9 protein-coding genes are annotated in these 17,859 nt (G+C 55.7%); all 9 read right to left on the reverse strand.

Annotated features, from left to right (window positions below; all coding sequences use genetic code 11):
* Window positions 1-93: 93 nt before the first annotated feature.
* The 9 genes from D3P08_RS04375 to D3P08_RS04415 all read right to left on the reverse strand — a co-directional run bounded on the left by D3P08_RS04375 (window position 94) and on the right by D3P08_RS04415 (window position 17,842).
* The gene (locus D3P08_RS04375; protein ID WP_119598225.1) at window positions 94-1,134 is read right to left on the reverse strand and encodes an S-layer homology domain-containing protein; all 1,041 of its coding nucleotides are present in this window, start codon (window positions 1,132-1,134) and stop codon (window positions 94-96) included.
* Window positions 1,131-5,618 carry a X2-like carbohydrate binding domain-containing protein gene (locus D3P08_RS04380; RefSeq protein WP_240647295.1) on the reverse strand — a complete coding sequence of 1,496 codons (4,488 nt, stop codon included), beginning with the start codon at window positions 5,616-5,618 and terminating at the stop codon, window positions 1,131-1,133. Before D3P08_RS04380 ends, D3P08_RS04375 begins: the two co-directional genes overlap by 4 nt.
* A gap of 61 nt (window positions 5,619-5,679) precedes the next feature.
* Entirely contained in the window at window positions 5,680-7,377 is a 1,698-nt protein-coding gene (locus tag D3P08_RS04385) for a right-handed parallel beta-helix repeat-containing protein (RefSeq protein ID WP_119598226.1), read from the reverse strand.
* A gap of 76 nt (window positions 7,378-7,453) precedes the next feature.
* Window positions 7,454-9,130, reverse strand: a complete 1,677-nt coding sequence (locus D3P08_RS04390; protein ID WP_119598573.1) for an extracellular solute-binding protein — start codon at window positions 9,128-9,130, stop codon at window positions 7,454-7,456.
* 127 nt (window positions 9,131-9,257) lie between these two features.
* Window positions 9,258-10,166 carry a carbohydrate ABC transporter permease gene (locus D3P08_RS04395; protein ID WP_119598227.1) on the reverse strand — a complete coding sequence of 303 codons (909 nt, stop codon included), beginning with the start codon at window positions 10,164-10,166 and terminating at the stop codon, window positions 9,258-9,260.
* 17 nt (window positions 10,167-10,183) lie between these two features.
* Window positions 10,184-11,131 carry an ABC transporter permease gene (locus D3P08_RS04400; protein WP_206098917.1) on the reverse strand — a complete coding sequence of 316 codons (948 nt, stop codon included), beginning with the start codon at window positions 11,129-11,131 and terminating at the stop codon, window positions 10,184-10,186.
* A 286-nt stretch (window positions 11,132-11,417) separates the two neighbouring features.
* On the reverse strand, window positions 11,418-13,058 hold the full coding sequence (locus D3P08_RS04405; protein WP_240647297.1) for a type 2 periplasmic-binding domain-containing protein: 1,641 nt from the start codon (window positions 13,056-13,058) through the stop codon (window positions 11,418-11,420).
* A 13-nt stretch (window positions 13,059-13,071) separates the two neighbouring features.
* On the reverse strand, window positions 13,072-15,375 hold the full coding sequence (locus D3P08_RS04410; RefSeq protein ID WP_119598229.1) for a helix-turn-helix domain-containing protein: 2,304 nt from the start codon (window positions 15,373-15,375) through the stop codon (window positions 13,072-13,074).
* A 133-nt stretch (window positions 15,376-15,508) separates the two neighbouring features.
* Entirely contained in the window at window positions 15,509-17,842 is a 2,334-nt protein-coding gene (locus D3P08_RS04415; protein ID WP_119598230.1) for a glycoside hydrolase family 95 protein, read from the reverse strand.
* Between the last annotated feature and the right edge of the window lie 17 nt (window positions 17,843-17,859).

Here is a 17,859-nt window from a genome sequence, read left to right on the forward strand (position 1 = left end):
AGTCATGACGACTGTCCCTTTCTACGCTATTCATTGACGTTAGCTCGGCGAACCGTCATCGGTTTCCATCCCTCGCCGGCTCGTTCCCGCGCTTTATCCCGCCCATTGTTCTCCGTCATCCGTCTGATCGTAAGAATGCGGAACCGAAGCCTCCGCTATATCGCGATAGGCCCAATGCGTAACTTCGACATCCTTCCACGGGGAGAATGCCATGCCTTCCAGCGGCCCTCTGCCTAGCACGCGGTTGATGACGGTCACCGCTTCGGCCCGTGTCAGCGGCTGCTCCGGCCTGAAGGTTCCGTCCTCATAGCCGCGCATAATACCTGCGCCTTGAACGGCTAGAATAGCGTCCTCGGCCCATCCGCCGGAAACATCGGCAAAGCCCGCTCCAGAGGCCGGCGAAGCATCAAGCAGCAGCGCAGCCAGCTTTGCCATTTCAGCGCGAGTGATGTTGCGGTCCGGTTTGAAGGATCCGTCCGGATACCCCTGCATCAACCCCGTACTCGTCGCAGACGATATCGCGTCTTTCGCCCAGCTTCCCGCATTTACGTCAGAGTAGCTCTTATCCGCGGACACCGCTTCCTTCGCCGTCACCCTGGACAAAATGGCCGCCATCTCAGCGCGGGTAATCGTTCGGTCCGGTCTGAAGGTCCGGTCTCCATAGCCATTCATGTAGGCCTCATGCTCATAGGTTTCCCCGAGACCCGGCACTTGAACGAGCGCGAACAGGCTGAAGCCGTCGACGACAAATTGCAAACCACGGTCTCCTTGGCTGTTGTAAGGAACAAGAACGCCTTTCAGCAGCTGCTTTGTGCCGTCGCTATGCTCGATATAGACACCTATATCGCTCAGCTCCGCTTCCGAGAACTCCCGTCCCGCCAGCGGCAATACGACATTTACGTCTCGTCCTTGCATGCTCGATTCGATCGACATCGGTCTCCCCAGCACGTGAAGCTCTTGACCGCCGGATACAACCGTTACGACCGATTGTTGGCTGGCGCGGTTCCCGATTCCCTTCGCCTCGCTGTCATCCTTCAAGGGAACGAGCCGGAAAAATAGATCTTGGTCGAAGCCCCTCAGCGATTCGCTGGGAACAAAAAGCTTCGCATGCCCCGTCGTGATGCCGAGACTCACTCCAGCGCAAGGCGCCCGGCTGCTTCTACCGGTACCGTAATCTTCGTCTCGGCGACTTCATCCTCCGTATCAGGTATGACGATGGTTGCCGATCCGAATCCGGATTTGGCCGCCTCCGCTACCTTACGCGCATCTTCTGGAGTCAACACAACTTCGTCCAGCTTCGTTCCGTCCGATTTCGTCGTTCTCGTAATGACGACATGGGCCAAAATACCGCCTTTGCCATCCCCAGCTTCCACGTTCCCCGTCAGCGTCTCCGTCATCGGAGCATTTGGCGGTCCCTGCACGCCCGAATCCGGAGTAGGCGTCGGCGCGCCGGAATGAACGCTAAACGCCACACCGTCAACCAGCATTGCGGCTCCTGACTTTTTGACAGCCTTAAAGGTATGTTCGCCGCCGGCCAGGCCCGAAACGCTATATACCGGTTGGCCCGTCAACCGGCTCGCGTGATGCGCGTTCACTGTTTCTCGCAAAACGCCGTCTACGTAAATATCGATTTCACCCTGCTCCGGCCCTTTAGGCGCCCTGAACGACAGGCCCGTGCCCGTGAACGTATAGGTGACGGAATCGCCATTCGTCTCCGTATAATGGATGTCATCGTAATGATCGCCCTTGAAGGAGAACGCCAGAGCCGCCTGCCCGTTCGGCAGCTTCGCCAAATATTCCTTCTTGATCGTTACTGAGTCGCCGTCAAGCGTATAATCGGTTCCCCGCGCCAAAACGGCTTCGCCGTTCATAATACCAATAAGATTGCTGCCGTCGACGGCGAGCGTCGTCGTCACGTCGGAGGCCGCCGCTTTATCGACTTCTGCCGTGTCCGGTCCGAGCAGATCCGGCACCTTCACTTTGAATTGATCCAGCAGCATGTAGAAGCCCGATTTCTTGACTGCTTTGATCGTGTGCGTGCCATTTTCCAGACCGTCAATGCTGTATACCGCCTGAAGCGCTTGTTTGGTGTCGTTATAGGTGCTGATCGTCTGCTTGAACTCGCCGTCGATATAGATATCCATATCGCCTTGCGACGGGTCCTTTTCCGTAATCAGCTCGATTCCCGTGCCTTGGAACGTAAACTCGAAGAAATCGTTGTCTTTTTCGGTAAAATGCACATCGTCCTTGAAATCGCCAAGTCCCCTGTTCCGGTTATGCTGCCAAGAACCCTTGTACAAAATCCCCGTTTCGTCATCATTAATGTCGATATAGCGGCCCCGCAGCGTATCGCTAACGGTCACGGCAAGCGTCTGCGCTGCACCTTCGCTGAAGCTTAATGTGAGATTAGCCATACCTGTCGGCTGTTTCGCAAGATACTCCTTTTTGATCGCCAACTGGTTGCCGGCTAGCTCATAATCCGTACCTTCCTGCAGGGCAGCGGCGCCATTCATCACGCCGACTAAGTTGTTTCCATTGAACGTAATCGTCGTCGTCACATTCGTCTGCATATCCGCCTTTTTATCGAAGCTTCTTGTTGACGGCGAAATCGAGCTGTTCTTCGGCGTCGAATCGCTTATGGTAATGGACAGCGTCTGCGCTTCGCCGCGATCGAAGGTGAAGGTCAGGTTCGTCACGCCTACCGGCCGACTTGCCAAATATTCCTTTTTAATCGTAACTTGCTGTCCCGTTACAGCGTAGTCGACATCAGGCTGCAGCGCAGATTCGCCATTTAGGATACTGACCAGCGCGTTGCCCTCAAGCTCCATCGTCGTCGTTACATCCGCCTGAACATCCGCCTTCTTGTCAAATTCGCCAATGGCCGGGCTAATCGAGCTGTTAGCCGCCAGCGAGTCGCGCACGGCGATCGTCAGCGTCTGCGTCGCGCCGCCGTCGAAGATAAGGAGCAGCTTCGTCAGGCCGACCGGTCTGGTGCCGAGAAACTCCTTCCTAATCGTAATTGTCCCCTCCGCCGCCGTATAATCAGCGCCCTCCGCGAGATCCGCCGCGCCAAGCTTGATGCCCGCCAAGCCTCTGTCCGTCGCCTCGGTTATGGCAACATCCGCCTGCTGCCCGGCCGCTTTGTCGAACCCGGCTTCGGTTCTGCTGATCAAGTCAGGCGTAATTACTCTCAGCTTGTCGAGCAGCATAAAAATGCCAGACTTTTTAACGGCCTTCAGCGTATGTTCGCTATCCGGCAGTCCGGTAATCGCAAATACCGGCTTTTGCGCCTGACGGCCCAAATTATACGTGCTGACCGTCTGCTTGAATTCGCCGTCAACGTAGAAATCGATATCGCCCTGCGAAGGGTCCAATTCCGTTATATATTCGATGCCGGTTCCCGTGAACGTATATTCCAAATAGTCCTGCTCGTTCTTCTCCGCAAAATGGACATCATCCATATAATCGCCAAGTCCCCGATTCGAATTGCGGTTCCAGAAGCCGGTATACCGGATGCTCGGATCGTCATTGTTGAGAGAAATCGAGCCGCCTGCCGACGTGTCCCTCACGACTAACGCGACCTTCTGCTGCGAACCGCCGTCGAAATCAAAAGCCAACCGGTAGGTTCCGGCGGTCAAAGCCGCCAACTTATCCTTGCTTAGCACAATCTGCGTATCCGACGCCGTATAGTCCGCTCCCTCTGCAAGAGCGGCTCCGTTCCGCGTCACGCCTGTTAACGTATTGCCGTTCCTCGACAGCGTCAGCGCCACATCGGATTGCGCGGCAAGATCAAAGCTGACCGCGCCGGGAGTAACGCTGCTGTCTCTTACCGTCGTATCGCTTATCGTTACGGTCAGACTTTTCGCGGAACCGCCGCTGAACGTAAACGTCAAGCTGGTCGTGCTAACCGGTCTGGAAGCGAGATATTCCTTCTTTATCGTGACGAGGCTGCCGTCGACCGTATAATCCGCGCCTTCTTGCAGCGTATACCCGCCGTTCGTGATGGCGCTGAGCGAATTGCCGTTCCATGCCAGCGTTGTCTGGACATCACTCTGCGCGGATTCCTTCTTGTCGAAGCTTACGGCAGTCGGGCTGATCGTGCTGTCCGCCGCTTCGGAATCGCTTACGTTAATGACCAGATTTTGCTCGTCGGCCTTCATTTCCTTGCCGCCGTTCCGGATCCATTCTCCGTTATACCGCATGCCTGTATCATCGTCGTTGACTCGGATTGTGCCGTTTTGAGCCTTTACCTTCAGCAGACGCGAAGCATGCGGGGGCAAGTCGACGGAGCTGAAGCCTGTTTCGAATCGTCCAAGCTCTTCATGGCTCCACAGATCGCGAACCGAGGCGGAACCATTCAGCCCGATATCGCTCCAATTCACGGTAACGGTAGCAGGCGAATCCGCCAAATTGAACAAGCCGACGGTAAAGGTTCCGTCTCCGTTGTTCGAGTACCATACCTGCTGCGGCGTTGCGGTCGATACCGGGCGTCCCGGACGTCCGGCCTGATTCACCGCGATAACCACTTCGTTGGTAAGGAGCTCCAGGCCGTAATCGTCCAGCCGCGTCATATCGTTGCCGATATAGAGCTGGGCCGACGACAAACTCCAGAAGGTCATGGCCGTCCTGCGTTCATCCGGCGTGATGCCGTCCATCGCTCCGTTGCCGACGTTCAGCGAATCGAAGTCGTTCCAGCCGCCGGGACCCGCGTGACGCCAAAATTTCTCCGCGATCGGGAACAGCCGCGCGATGCTCGACCATGTCGTTAATCCGCCGTCTCCGCAATAACATTCAATATCCCAGTCGACGCGCCAGCCGTTCGAATACTTTTTCCAGTGGTCAATATAGTTGATGTCGACCGCCCATGACAGCTCGAGCCAAATATCGTGCGGCTCAAGCGCCTGATACCAAGCTTTGACGTCATCACGCGCATCGAGCGAGAGATCGTAGATTCCGGATCCTGGCGTCACGCTGTCGAACTTCAGGAAATCGACGCCCCATTCCGCATATAAGTCCGCGATGGAGTTAATGTACTTCTGGGCGCAGTCGTTCGAGAAGTCGATTTTGTAGCCGAAGCCCCAATAATCGGACCCTCGAGTCGGGTCGCCGATATCCTTCATCGAGCAGCCCGGCGCGTTATAGATCGGCAAATCCTGCTCGTACGCCTCCGGCGACAGGCCGGGAATGCCGTACAGTCCGAACTTCTGACCGTTGGCATGCACATAATCGATCACGTCTTGCAGCCCGTCCGGGAACAAGGTTGTGCTTGGAATCGGCCGGCCATACCCGTCCATCCCCCCATTCCAGCCCGCATCCACGTTAATGTACTCATAGCCGTAAGGCTGCAGCTTCTCCTTCATCGCGTCGGATTGCGCTTTGATCTGCTCTGCGGTTATCCATTGTCCGTGATCGTACACTTGCATGCTGTAGCTGCTCCAGCCCATATAGGGCTTGGCCGCAATTTCTTTCGAAGCGGCTTCCACGGTCGCCGACTCGCCGGCGCCGGGTATAATAAAACCGAGCTGCGCCGCTAAAACGGCTACCGCCAAAACGGCGGCTCTTGCCTTCCTCATCCAGCTGAACCGTACGCTCTTCTGCTTCCCTTTCGTTCCAGTCATCGTTTTCCGCCTTTCGTCGTTATTGTGGTTTAACAACAGGGCTCCCCCTCCGCTATTCCCTTCACCCTTGTGCCGATTGCCAAGTATAACGATTGTTAACGATCGATACCTTGTCGCAAGCGGCCAGCCGAATGACCGCCCCGGCTTCGCCGCCTCTATCCGCGCCTACGATCAGGTTGTTGGCAAAAATCAAACCTTCCGAGCAGCCGGCTTCCAATAATGGAGCGTTACACATGTCGAACCGGTTGCCTTCGATCGTGATGCCGGAATGCACATACAGTCCCTCTTCCGCCGTCGCAATCTCGGGTGAGATGGAGATGACGGCTGCATCCTCATGCCCGCATTCGAGGAACGAATTGCCCCGAATGGTCAAATCCGTCACGATGCCGGACTCGAACCAGCTGCTGGCGTCGCATGCGACCAGTACGGCGGACATGGTCATCCGTTCAAAAAAATTACCTTCGATAAGCGCTCTTCTGCGCGTCGTCACCAGTATCCCGCGAGTCGGAATACGAGCCATCCGGTTGCCCACGATTTCAACCTCCGGCGTCCAAGTTACATTCTCGATAACATCGCCGGCGCGCAGTTGCTTCGGCGGTCGCCGGTCGAGCTTGATCCGCATCACGCGCGGTTCGACGAGCTCCGCCTCCTCCACGACGGCTTCTCCATACGAAATCAGCGACTCGGAACGAACGAATGCGATGACGTCCCCGGCGAAAAACGCGGGAAAGCCGTACGTTTGCGGATGCATGAACCGGAGAATCAGCTCATCCTCGGAAGGCTGTTCCGCAACGCGCAGATATGTACCGTGAACGTTAATGACGTCGTCGTGGGCGCCGGCAAACCGGCTGTTCGCTACCCGGATTAATCCCCGGCAGCCAGACGCGTGAATGCAATCGGCGAAAGCGGCGGCGGTGCGTCCCGTATCCGCGCGGGGAGCCAGCTCCATTCGTTCGAAGGTCACATCCTCGCTGAATTGGCAGACCAATCCGAGTCCGTGCATGAAATGTACGCCGAAATCGCGCCATGCCACCTTGCGGCTTCCTACAATAAGCGCGCCGACTTGATCCCGAATGCCGTCCCTGGCTTGGAAGACGCGCCCGACCGCCGTCTGCGGCAGCCAGCCTTCGGCATAGATCAACCGCAGCCTGCCCGGCTCCCTCTCCTCGATTCGCGCGGCGGCCATGACGATATTGCCGATTCGCCATGTTGTATTGGTCAGTGGATCGTACTCCTGCATCGGACCGTCCCGGAAGCGCCAGCCTTCTCCTACCCAGGTCAATGCTCCGTTTTCGAGCTCGTAACGGCTGTCCTTATGGACAACGGCGTCAATGAAATTCTCGCCTATTCGTTCAACGGTCATCTCTGTCACGGTCGGCCGCTCGTAATCAAGCCGAAGATTTCGGATGCTGACGTCTTCGCAGCCGTCCACAACGATCATCGTTTGCTTGCCATGGAACACAAACAACGAACCGTTGCCGTCGAGCGTGACGTTTCTTAAACCTTGCAGACGAATACCGATTGTCTTGGTCGCGTCGGGATTTTCGACTTCGCTGGCTGTGTTGGAGACCGGATAGCAGGCTTTTGCGGCATGCTCTGGATACAAATCGTATCTTCCAGGATCGCAAGTAAAAACGACAGGACCTCCGATCCTTGCCATTTCACCAATCGCCATACGAATCGCTACCGCCGCGTCCTCTCCCGAATCCGGTTTGATCCCGAAGTCGTTCAGTCGAATGACTGCATGCGTTCCATTCATGTCTTGCACCTCGCCTTTTATTCGAGGGAGGAAGTCGGACACCTCATCGGAGGCATCCGACTTCGCGCTTCTCCTCTTAGCCTTTCGCCGACGCGTCGTAAGCTTTTTGCAAAATTTCCAGGTAACGGTCCAGCTTCAAATCCTTTAACCCTTGTACATAGGCGTCCCAGTCTTTATCCAAATCCTTGCTGCCCGTTACGAATTGCAGCGCGTTCTGATCGATGTAGTTGCGAATGTTCGTTTGCAGCATGCTCATTTCATCGCTTTCCGCCGGGTCGATCCAGATCGACCAGAACGGGAACAGCTCCTTCGGCTCGTGGCCTTCGTACAGCTTCGTCGCTTCGTACAGCTTGCGCTCATAGTTCGCCGGGTCGTTAATATCCGTGCCCTGCACCCAGCTGTCGCGGTATTCCTTCGGCATATAGAAATGGCCCATGCCGGACCAGCCCGCGTTTCGAGGCGGCTCGCCTTCCTTGCCGGGAATCGTTTTGACCATGGGCTTGACGCCTTCGCCAAGCGCTTGGTCGCCCGGCGCCGGATCCTCCCAATCGATGCCCTTCATACCGGAGCCCGCATTCGTTTGCCCTTCAGGCGTAAACATATAGTCGACAAGCTTGATCAACGCGATCTGCGCTTCTTCGCTGGCTTTGTTCGTAATGACGAATTTGCCGCCCGGCGATACTCCGCCGTTGTCATGCGTCGCGAACGAACCGTTCGGCCCTTGGAGCGGCGGCACCGGATGATATTTAGGAAAGCGCGGGCCCGCCATATCGATGAAGATGGCCGGATGCATGCCCGCTCCGGCGCCCAATATTTCGGCGTCCGCGTTTTCGCCGATCTTTTTGAGCGCTTCAGCGTTTTGCGTAAACGAGCCCGGATCGATTAATCCTTCGTCGTAGAGCGATTTGACGTACGCGAGTCCTTCTTTCCATTCAGGCTTGATTGCGGCCGATTCCACCTTACCGTTCGTCATATTCAAATAGTTTCGGTCGTCATTGTAGACGAACGGGTTCATCAGGAAGGGGAGGACGCGCACGCCGAATTCTTCCGTCGACCCGCTCAGTCCCACTTCATCGGCTTTGCCGTTGCCGTTCGGATCCTGCGTCTTAAACGCTTTCAAAACCTCTTTGAATTGTTCCGGCGTAGTCGGCATGTCGAGCTTCAGCTTCTCCAGCCAATCCGTGTTAATCCACATTTTGTTCGGGTACGAGCAGTGGAAGCATTGCGTGTAAGCGACCAGCCCGTAGATGTTGCCGTCCGGCGCCGTATTTAATGTCCTCAGATCCGCGTTGGACTCCATCGCGGCTTTAATGTTCGGAGCGTATTTGTCGATGAGATCGTTTAATGGAATGAGGACGCCTTGTTTGCCGAATTTCAGCAAATCGGCTTGCGAGAATTGGTCAATGTAATGCGTCAGCATGTAGGCGTCGGGATAATCTCCGCTCGCCAAAGAGATTTGGCGCTTCTCCTTTGCGCCGTCTGAAGGGATCACTTCGAAGTTGAATTTAATATTGAACATGTCCGACACGTGCCGCGTGAACTTATTCGTACTCAGATCAATGCCTTGCTCCTGCACGGCAAATACGCTGATCTCCACCGGCTCGGACGGCGTTTCCGTTTCCGATGCCGTGCCGGATGAGCCGTCATCCGAAGCGCCGGTTGAGCCGGCATTTCCGTTATTGCCCGAACAGGCAACCAAGACAAGCGTCAACACGAGAAGGAGCGACAATAGGCTCCAGCTAAGCTTTTTCATTTGCATTCTACTCCCCTTTTCATTCGCAAGTATGATCGAACCTTGTTCCTCGAAGCTTATCATCGCGTAAGCGATCCTCTCCCGGAAGGCTACATGTCCCTCACCTCCTCATGAGCTGCAAACAGCATCAGCCTTTGACGGAACCGACAAGCATCCCCTGCACGAAATAACGCTGAACGAACGGATAAATAAGGAGCACCGGCAGCGTCGCCACCACGATCAGCGAATATTTGAGCAGCTCCGCCAGCTGAGCCCTTTGCACCTGGATGCTGATATCCATCGCTCCCGCGCTGTTGTTCTGGATAATGATGCTCCTCAGCACAAGCTGAAGCGGAAACAGCTTATCCGATTTCAAATAAATCAGAGCGTCGAAATAAGCGTTCCACTGCCCGACGGCGTACATCAGGACGAGTACAGCCAATATCGGCTTCGACAGCGGAAGGACAACGCTTCTAAGAAACCGCCAGTCGCTGCATCCGTCGATCGCGCTCGCTTCGGCCAGTTCGTCCGGAATCGCGGATTGGAAGAAGGACCGCGCGATGATCACCTGCCACACCCATATCGCATTCGGAATAAGCAAGGCCAGACGGGAATCGATCATCCCGAGCTCCTTCACGACAAGATAAGTCGGAATCAAGCCCCCGCCGAACAGCATGGTGAACAGCACTACCATCAGAATGCCGTTGCGGCCAAAAAACGTCTTTCTTGAAAGCGGATAAGCCAGCATGACGGTGAGCGTAACGCTGATCAACGTTCCAACAGCCATGTAAAACAGGGAATTGGCATAACCCGTCATAATAAGCGGCGTCTTGAATATCGTCTGAAACCCTCTGAACGAAATATCCACCGGCCAAAGCCATACTTTGCCGGATACGACGGCCGAAGGGCTGCTGATCGAGCTGCTGGCAATATAAATGAGCGGATACAGTACGGCAACGAGCACCAGGCTCAATATGAAGTAAATCGTAAAAACAAAAATTCGGTCACCGGCCGACTCTCGAATTTTTCGTTTGGACACCAGGGATGAAGCAGCCATGTATCGTTCCTCCTTACCTACCAAATACTGTTGTTCGATATTCGTTTGGCGAAGCTGTTGACCGCGACCAGAAGCATGAGATTGATGACGGAGTTTATTAATCCGACCGCTGTGGCGAAGCTGTAATTGGCGTTTAGCAGGCCCATGCTGTACACGTAGGTTGCGATAACCTCCGATTTGGGCAGGTTCAACGAATTTTGCAGCAAATAAATTTTCTCGAAGCCGATCGACATGATGCTGCCTACGTTAAGAATGAGGATAATCGTAATGGTCGGAAGGATCCCGGGCAGGTCGACATGCCAAATCTTCTGGAACCGCGACGCTCCGTCCACCTTAGCCGCTTCGTATAACGTCGGATCAATACCGGCTAGAGCCGCCAGGTAGATGACCGCCGAATATCCCGCCGTCTGCCAAATGTCCGACCATACATAAATGGATCGGAACATGTCCGGCTCGCCCAAAAAATTAATAGGAGCGAAGCCGAAGTATTGGAGCGCGATATTGACGAAGCCAAGCCGCGGCGCCAGGAACAGCATGATAATGGACACCATGACGACCGTGGAAATAAAATACGGCGCAAACGTAACGAGCTGCACGAACCGCTTGAAGCGTCCATTCCGTATTTCGTTCAGCATTAGCGCCAGCAGAATCGGTATCGGAAAACCCGCCAGCAATTGATAAAAGCTAAGGAGCAGCGTGTTCCGCACGAGCGTCCAAAAGATCGGGTTTTCGAAAAACATCTGAAAATATTTCAGACCGACCCAAGGACTTCCCCAAATGCCTTTAATGACGTTGTAATCCTTAAAGGCCAGCACCGCGTTGGCCATGGGCACGTATTTGAAGATAAGAAAAAACAGCAGCGGCGGAATAACAAGCAGATACAGCTGCCAATGCTTTTTCACGCTCTTTCCCGCCAGCTCCAGCGTCCCCCGCCGTGCGCCGGGGAGCATGGCGCGTTTTGTCATGACGATATTTCTTTTCAGAACGATCCCTCCTCGGATGCTTGCCGCTTATGGTATGACAGCGCTTTCTGTAAGTCCGATCATACGGAATGACGGCATCGTTTCGGTAGGTACACTTCGTCATTTCGGCGTACATTTCGCCCGAATCCGGCCGGACAAATGGGCGATGGGCGTACATTTACGCAAGGCATGTGCTGCTTCCTTTTTGAGGCGCAAAAAAAGACCAACCCGCGCCGGGTTGGCCTGTGGGGGAGACCGCGTCTCCTCTCTTATTCATTTCGTAGGTCGATTACGGCTTTGGAGCGGCGTCGTATGCCTTCTGCATAATGTCCACATACCGGTCTGCGCCTAGCTCGCGCAGGCCGCTCACGTATGACTCCCAATCTTCGTGCAATCGTTTGTCTCCGGTAATAAATTGCAGCGTATGCTCTTCCACAAAGCTTTTGATGTTGAGCTGCAGGAAGCTCAGTTCATCCGCCTCTTCGGGATCGATCCAAAGCGATTCGACCGTCAGCAGCTCCTCCGGCCCATGTCCTTCATAAAGCCGGGTCGCTTCCATCAGCCGCCGCTCATAGCCGTCGGGGGCGTAGATATCGTCGCCTTGCACCCAGCTGTCGCGGTATTTCCTCGGCATATAGAAATGCCCCATGCCGCTCCAGCCGGAATTGTTCGATTTCTCCCCGATTTTTAACGGAATGCGGGCAAATCGCGGCTCCATCTCGGGATTAAGCGCCCGCTCGCCGTCAAACGGCCTCCGCCAATCGACGCCTTCCTTCCCCGTCTCGGCGAACGCCTGCCCTTCCGGCGTATACATATAATCGACCATCCGGATGAGCGCGATTTGCGCTTCCTTGCTCGCCTTGTTCGTGATGACGAACTTGGCGCCGGGCGTGACGCCGATATTCACATGCGTCGCATACGAAGCATGCGGACCGGCCAGCGGAGGAAGCGGATTGTAGTCGCTTCCCCGCGTATTGCCTGGTCCCGTATCGACAAAAATGTCGGGATGCATGGCCGCGCCCGCGCCAAGAATGGGAGCCGGAGCGTTTTCGCCGATCCGTTTGAAAGCGGAAGCGTTCTGCGCGAAAGCGCCGGGATCGATCAGCCCTTCGTCGTAGAGCGATTTGATAAAAGCCAGCCCCTCCCGCCACTCCGGCTTGTCTGCCGCTAAGCTCACCTTGCCGTCTCTCACTTGCAAATACGTCCGGTCATCGTCGTAAATAAAACCGTTCATCAAAAACGGGACGACGCGAACGCCGAAATCTTCAATGGAGCCGCTGAGCGGAATTTCATCCGCCGCGCCGTTGCCGTTCGGATCGCTCGTCTTGAAAGCCCTCAGCACTTGGCGGAACTCTTCCGTCGTCCGGGGCAGCTCCAGTCCAAGCTGCTTCAGCCACTTCGTGTTGATCCACATTTTATTCGGGTAGGAGCAGTGGTAACACTCGCTGTACCCGACTAGACCGTAAATATTCCCGTCAGGCGCCGTATTGAAGGCCCTTAGCCTTGCATTCTCCTGCATAGCGGCTTTTATGTTCGGCGCGTATCGGTCGATCAGATCGTTAAGCGGCAGGAATACGCCCTGCTGACCGTACCTGAGCACATCCGCCTGCGAGAATTGATCGACGTATGTCGTCAAAATATATGCGTCGGGGTAATCTCCGCCGGCCAGCGAAATTTGCCGTTTCTCCTTAGCCCCTGCCGACGGCACCGCGATCCAGTCGAACCGGACCTGAAAGCGGCTTTCAAGCTCCTTCGTAAAATCGTTTGTCGCCAAATCGACTGACGGATCCTGCTGGGCGAATACCCGAATGCGAATCGCGCCGGCATCGGATCGAGCTTTATCGTCAGGCGCATGGGACGCGACAGCGCAGGCGCTCAGCAGCAGGAGCAGCAGAAGAGCTGCCGATATTCGGTTGTATCCGATTTTCACGCGTCTTCCCTCCTTATTCATCAGCAGCGCTTTGCCGGAACATGCTCGGCGATACGCCAATCACCCGCTTGAACGCCCGGCGGAACGAATGCGAGCTGTTATAGCCGACGCGGGCGGCGATTTCGTCCACCGTAAGCGCTTCGCCCTTCAGCAGCATGGCCGCCTGCTCCATCCGCACATTTTCCAAATAATCGGACAAATTGACCCCCGTCGCTTCCTTGAACAGCTGGGAAATGTATTTTTCCGGGCGTTCCACTTGCTCGGCAATCCGGTACAGTGTGAGCGCCGAATCCGAATAGGTGTGGGCGATGTACGATTTAATCTGCTCCACGGTTTTGGCATGGTGATCGTTTTTTCTGCTGCGGATGACGCCGCACATCGCTTCCATAACCGCTTCGAGCTCAGCTTGAATGGTCTCCAGCGGCTCGCCGGGCTGGATGTCGATAATGCGGGTTTTCAGCTCCTCGAATTGCTCCGACTCCATAAACGTTTTCTGATCAAGCAGTTTGAGGAACGTCCCTTTCATTTCCCCCGCAAGCTGCTGGCTCATCTCGAAGGAGAGCTCGCGCTGCTCCGTGTTTTGAACCACTATGGACTGGATGATCCGTCTCGCCTCCTCCAATTCCCCTGCCCGGACGGTACCGATTAAGCGCAGCTCCAGGTCAACCGGATAATGGTACGTGGCGCTGTCCTGGCGAATATTCTCGTACCAGGTCAGCTCCTTCCGGTTCGCATGGATAGCGGCGTCCAGCGCCTGCTTCGCCTGCTCGAACGATTGGCTGACCTCCGTCACCGACCTAAACGGACTGCCAAGCGCCGCCGTTACCGAAATGCGGTAGTCCTCGAACGCATGCCGGGCGATCCGTTCCAGCGTTTTGGCCACCTCTTCCTTCCCGATGCCCTCCGCCGTTTGCAGATCGGCGAACGCGAACAGAAACACGATTTTGTCCGAGCCGCTGTCGGTCATCCGGATTGAGCTGCCGGAATCAGTCAGAGCCTGCTTCAGAATAAGCCTGGCCGCATTCAGCTCATTCAGCACCTCCACATTGTCCAACAACGAATAACCGTTCACCTGAAAAATGCCGACATATCCCGTATCCCCGCCCAGACCCGCGTTCGCCTGCACGGCCGCGGCGATCGCTTCCTCCCGCGTTTGGAACTCGCCCGCCAGAAGCCGCTTTAAGAAAGCGTCTCTCACGAGAGGCGCCTGACGATGCAGCTCAGCCTCCAGACGCCTGTTGTTGGTCAGCATCTGGGCAATATTGCCGTGCAAGAAATCGTATTCGTTCCTGTGCGAATGCGTCTCCTGCCCGAACTGCTCCTTCATGACGCTTAATATCCGGTTAATCGGCTCGCTGTTCCGGTAGGACAGGAGGAAGCCTACAACGATGCCGACAGCAAGCGCGATGCCGGTAACGGTCCATGTAATCGCCTTGATCTGATTTGCGTCCTCCATCAGCACATGCCTCGGAATGCCCGCCCGGTACACCCAGCCGCTCGCCTCGGAGCGTATCGTAATAACAAGGTCGTCCTTGTAGAACTGGCTCTGCTTCTCCCTGTCGAAACGCTCGCTCGCCTGCAGCTCGGCGACCTTGGCTTCCTCCGTTCCCATCAGACCGATCGTGCGGCCTTCTCCATCCGAGATGTGAACCCAGCCTCCGTACCGGTCGGTAATGCCGGACAATAGTCCCGTAATCGTTTTTTGGTCGATGACAACCACAACGACGGCGGGGGAAGAGCCGGTAAAGCTGTCGAGCGGCAGCGATTGCATATACGTAACGACCGAAGTGTCAATTTTGTTGTCCACAAAGTCGGTGAGAGGCATAATTTCGCTTCGGTGAGTCCGCTCCAGCACCTCGGCTTTCCAATTCTCAAACTTCATATCGCGATAGCGGTAGGTGTCATAGTAGTGTTCCGGCCTGAAATAGGCTGCGCCGGGCGTCAGCACCACGTTGTAATTTTTAAGATAGACATAAAAATGCTGCAAAAAGTCGTTCGTCTGCCCGAACGTCAGCACATCGCGCATCATCTTCCAAATGCCGTACACATTGGCCCTGTCATCCGATCCGCTTTCGTTCATAAGGATGCTTAAATCCTGATTGATCGCGAGCTGCCTTGTAAAGCCCTCAACCTCCGCCATGCGTCGCTCCAATATCTCTTTGCTCTTCTGCAGCTGCGTCACGCCGTTTTCGATCGAGACGTCTTCCGTAACGGTAATGGCGGTTTGGTAAGACATATACCCCGCAATGCTCGGAATGATAAGAATAATAATATACGAGATCAAAAATCTTCTGAACACGCTAGAGAACCTAGGCAAGAATGCGGCCTCCTTCCCGATTCATCGCTTTGAGAGCGCTATCATAACCGATTGCGGCCAATCCTGCAAGCCCCGCCTAAAGAAAAAGCAACTGCCGCAAACAGTTGCTTATTAGCGTGAGGCTATGCCGTTGTTATTCGGACACAAGATCAAGCCGGCCGTCCAGCCGGTAGACGCGGGCCGCCTCCAGCTCGAACGAGACCGTTTTGCCGCCGTATCTGACAGCGACCCGCCCCGCATGCTTCGGCCGGATCGCCGCTTCGGTTAATCGCCCTTCTTGCCAGGCGATATCGACCTCCGCGCCCCCCTTGGCGCGAAGCCCGCTTACCCTCCCGCCGTTCCATGCGGCCGGAAGGGCGGGCAGCAGCTCGATGAATCCCGCATGACTTTGCATCAGCATCTCTCCGATTGCAGCCGTGCCGCCGAAATTGCCGTCGGCTACAAATATATTCGTTTCAGCGCCGGCAATGCCGGGCTTGGAATACGTCAGCAAATTGTCGAAGCAAAGCTGTCCGATCAAATAGTTCAGCTGCTTAAAGGCGTTCTCTCCGTCCTTCAGACGCGCGAAGCTCGCAGCGAACTGGGCAAGCGTAAACTCAACGTCCTCGAGACCCTCACGCGCCATCCGGTTTAGAAGCGTGATCCTCGCCGCTTCGCTTAGCTCGGGCGTACGCAGCGGCGTTATCTGATCGCCCGGATACAGCCCGTACAGATGCGACATATGCCGGTGCTCCGGCTGGGCTTCGCCATAATCCTCCAGCCACTCCTGCAGCTGGCCTCCAGCTCCGATTTTTAGCGGCGGCAGCAGCGAGAGCGCATTGGCCAGCCTATCGCGGAGCTCCGTATCCACACCAAGGGTCGTTGACGCATCCATACAAAAATGAAACAGCTCCCGCACGAGCATCTGATCCATCGTCGCTCCCATAGATAACGCGTATTCGCCGCCTTCGGCCCCGCCGCTCGGATAAAAGCTGTTTTCCGGCGAATTGGACGGTCCCGAAACAAGCCAGCCGTACGTTGGATGTATAGTCATGTAATCTAGGAAAAACAAAGCGGCATCCTTCAGCACGGGGTAAGCGGTCTCCTCCAGAAACCGCCGGTCCAGACTGTATTCATAATGCTGCTTCAGCTGCGCTGCGATCCATAAACCGCCGGTTACGTTCATCCCCCAATTGAGACCCCAGCCGGGCGACGCGAACCCCCAGGCGTTGGTGAATACATGAGCCACCCAGCCGTCACAGCCGTAGAAAGCTTTAGCCGCCGCGCGTCCGTATTCGGAGAGCCGCTGCACAAAGCGCATCAGCGGAACATGGCATTCCGCCAAATTGGCAGCCTCCGTCGGGTAATAATTCATCTCCGTGTTCACGTCCAGATGGTAGTCGCAGCTCCAGGCCATACGGTTCGCTTCCCCATCGTTCCATAGCCCTTGCAGGTTCATCGGCAGCGGCGAATCTTCTCTGGAACCCGCTATCGTCAAATATCGGCCGTACTGGTAAAACAGCGCGTACAGCTGCGGGTCCTTGCCTATCCCTTTCCTAAGCAGATGGATTCGCTCGTCAAGCGGCAACGCCGAATGCCCGGAATCGCCAACATCCAACTGAACGCGTTCGTAAAGCTTTCGATAATCGGCCACATGCTCCGACTTCAAACGGTCAAATCCTTTTCCAATGGCCTGCTCGACCTGTTCGTCACATTGCCGCTCCCAACTGCCGCTTTCCTTCCTGTAATCCGTTGTTACGCCAATGTATAGAATCGCCTCGTCCGCGCCGATAATCAACAGCTTATCGCCATCTATCCCGATCTCACCGCCCTGCAGTTCCACCTTGACAAGTCCGCGCGCATGGACGCCGCAGCTTCCATCGCTATGGATCGTCTCCACCGCCCGCCCTATAAAGCGGATCGCTCCCTCCTTGGTAAGCTCCGTCTCAAAGCTCGATGTCCTCCCGACCAGCTCCAGCGTAAAGGACAAAGCGGAAGGCTGGTCCGCGGCCAGCCGCGACACCATGATGTCAGCCGCATGTGTGGCGAAAGCATTCCGCTCGTAACGGACGCCGGCGCATTCGTAGGCATGCGACACAACAGCTTCCTCCAGATCAAGCTCCCGCTTGATTGGACCGATGGATTCCTCTTGTCCCTTATAATGAAAGCGAAGAACGAGGTCGCATAACGTCAAATGAGTCCCGAAATTGCCTTTCTCGGGCTCAAGCGTTTCCCGCGCCAGCCTTTCTCCCGCTTCGTAATCTTCCGCAAAAAAACGCTCCCTCATCCGTTCAAGAGCAAGCCTGCTTGCGGCAGGGTCGCCTTTCGGCTCCTCCGGCTTGCCGGACCAATATGTAATTTCCGTTAGGCTCCACGTTTCAGACTGTATGCCTCCCTGAATAACGGCGCCCAGCCGTCCGTTGCCGATCGGAAGTCCTTGCGCCCAGCCGGCTGCCGGACTTGTGTAGCTTAGCTTCATTGCCCCCATGTCACACCATCCCGATT

Origin of the sequence: Paenibacillus nanensis (assembly GCF_003583765.1) — a bacterium.
Taxonomy (GTDB): domain Bacteria; phylum Bacillota; class Bacilli; order Paenibacillales; family Paenibacillaceae; genus Pristimantibacillus; species Pristimantibacillus nanensis.

Coding starts and splice junctions, on each gene's coding strand:
- D3P08_RS04380 (WP_240647295.1), bottom strand. CDS start 5,618: ATGACTGGAACGAAAGGGAAGCAGAAGAGCGTACGGTTCAGCTGGATG.
- D3P08_RS04385 (WP_119598226.1), bottom strand. CDS start 7,377: ATGAATGGAACGCATGCAGTCATTCGACTGAACGACTTCGGGATCAAA.
- D3P08_RS04390 (WP_119598573.1), bottom strand. CDS start 9,130: ATGAAAAAGCTTAGCTGGAGCCTATTGTCGCTCCTTCTCGTGTTGACG.
- D3P08_RS04395 (WP_119598227.1), bottom strand. CDS start 10,166: ATGGCTGCTTCATCCCTGGTGTCCAAACGAAAAATTCGAGAGTCGGCC.
- D3P08_RS04400 (WP_206098917.1), bottom strand. CDS start 11,131: ATGACAAAACGCGCCATGCTCCCCGGCGCACGGCGGGGGACGCTGGAG.
- D3P08_RS04415 (WP_119598230.1), bottom strand. CDS start 17,842: ATGGGGGCAATGAAGCTAAGCTACACAAGTCCGGCAGCCGGCTGGGCG.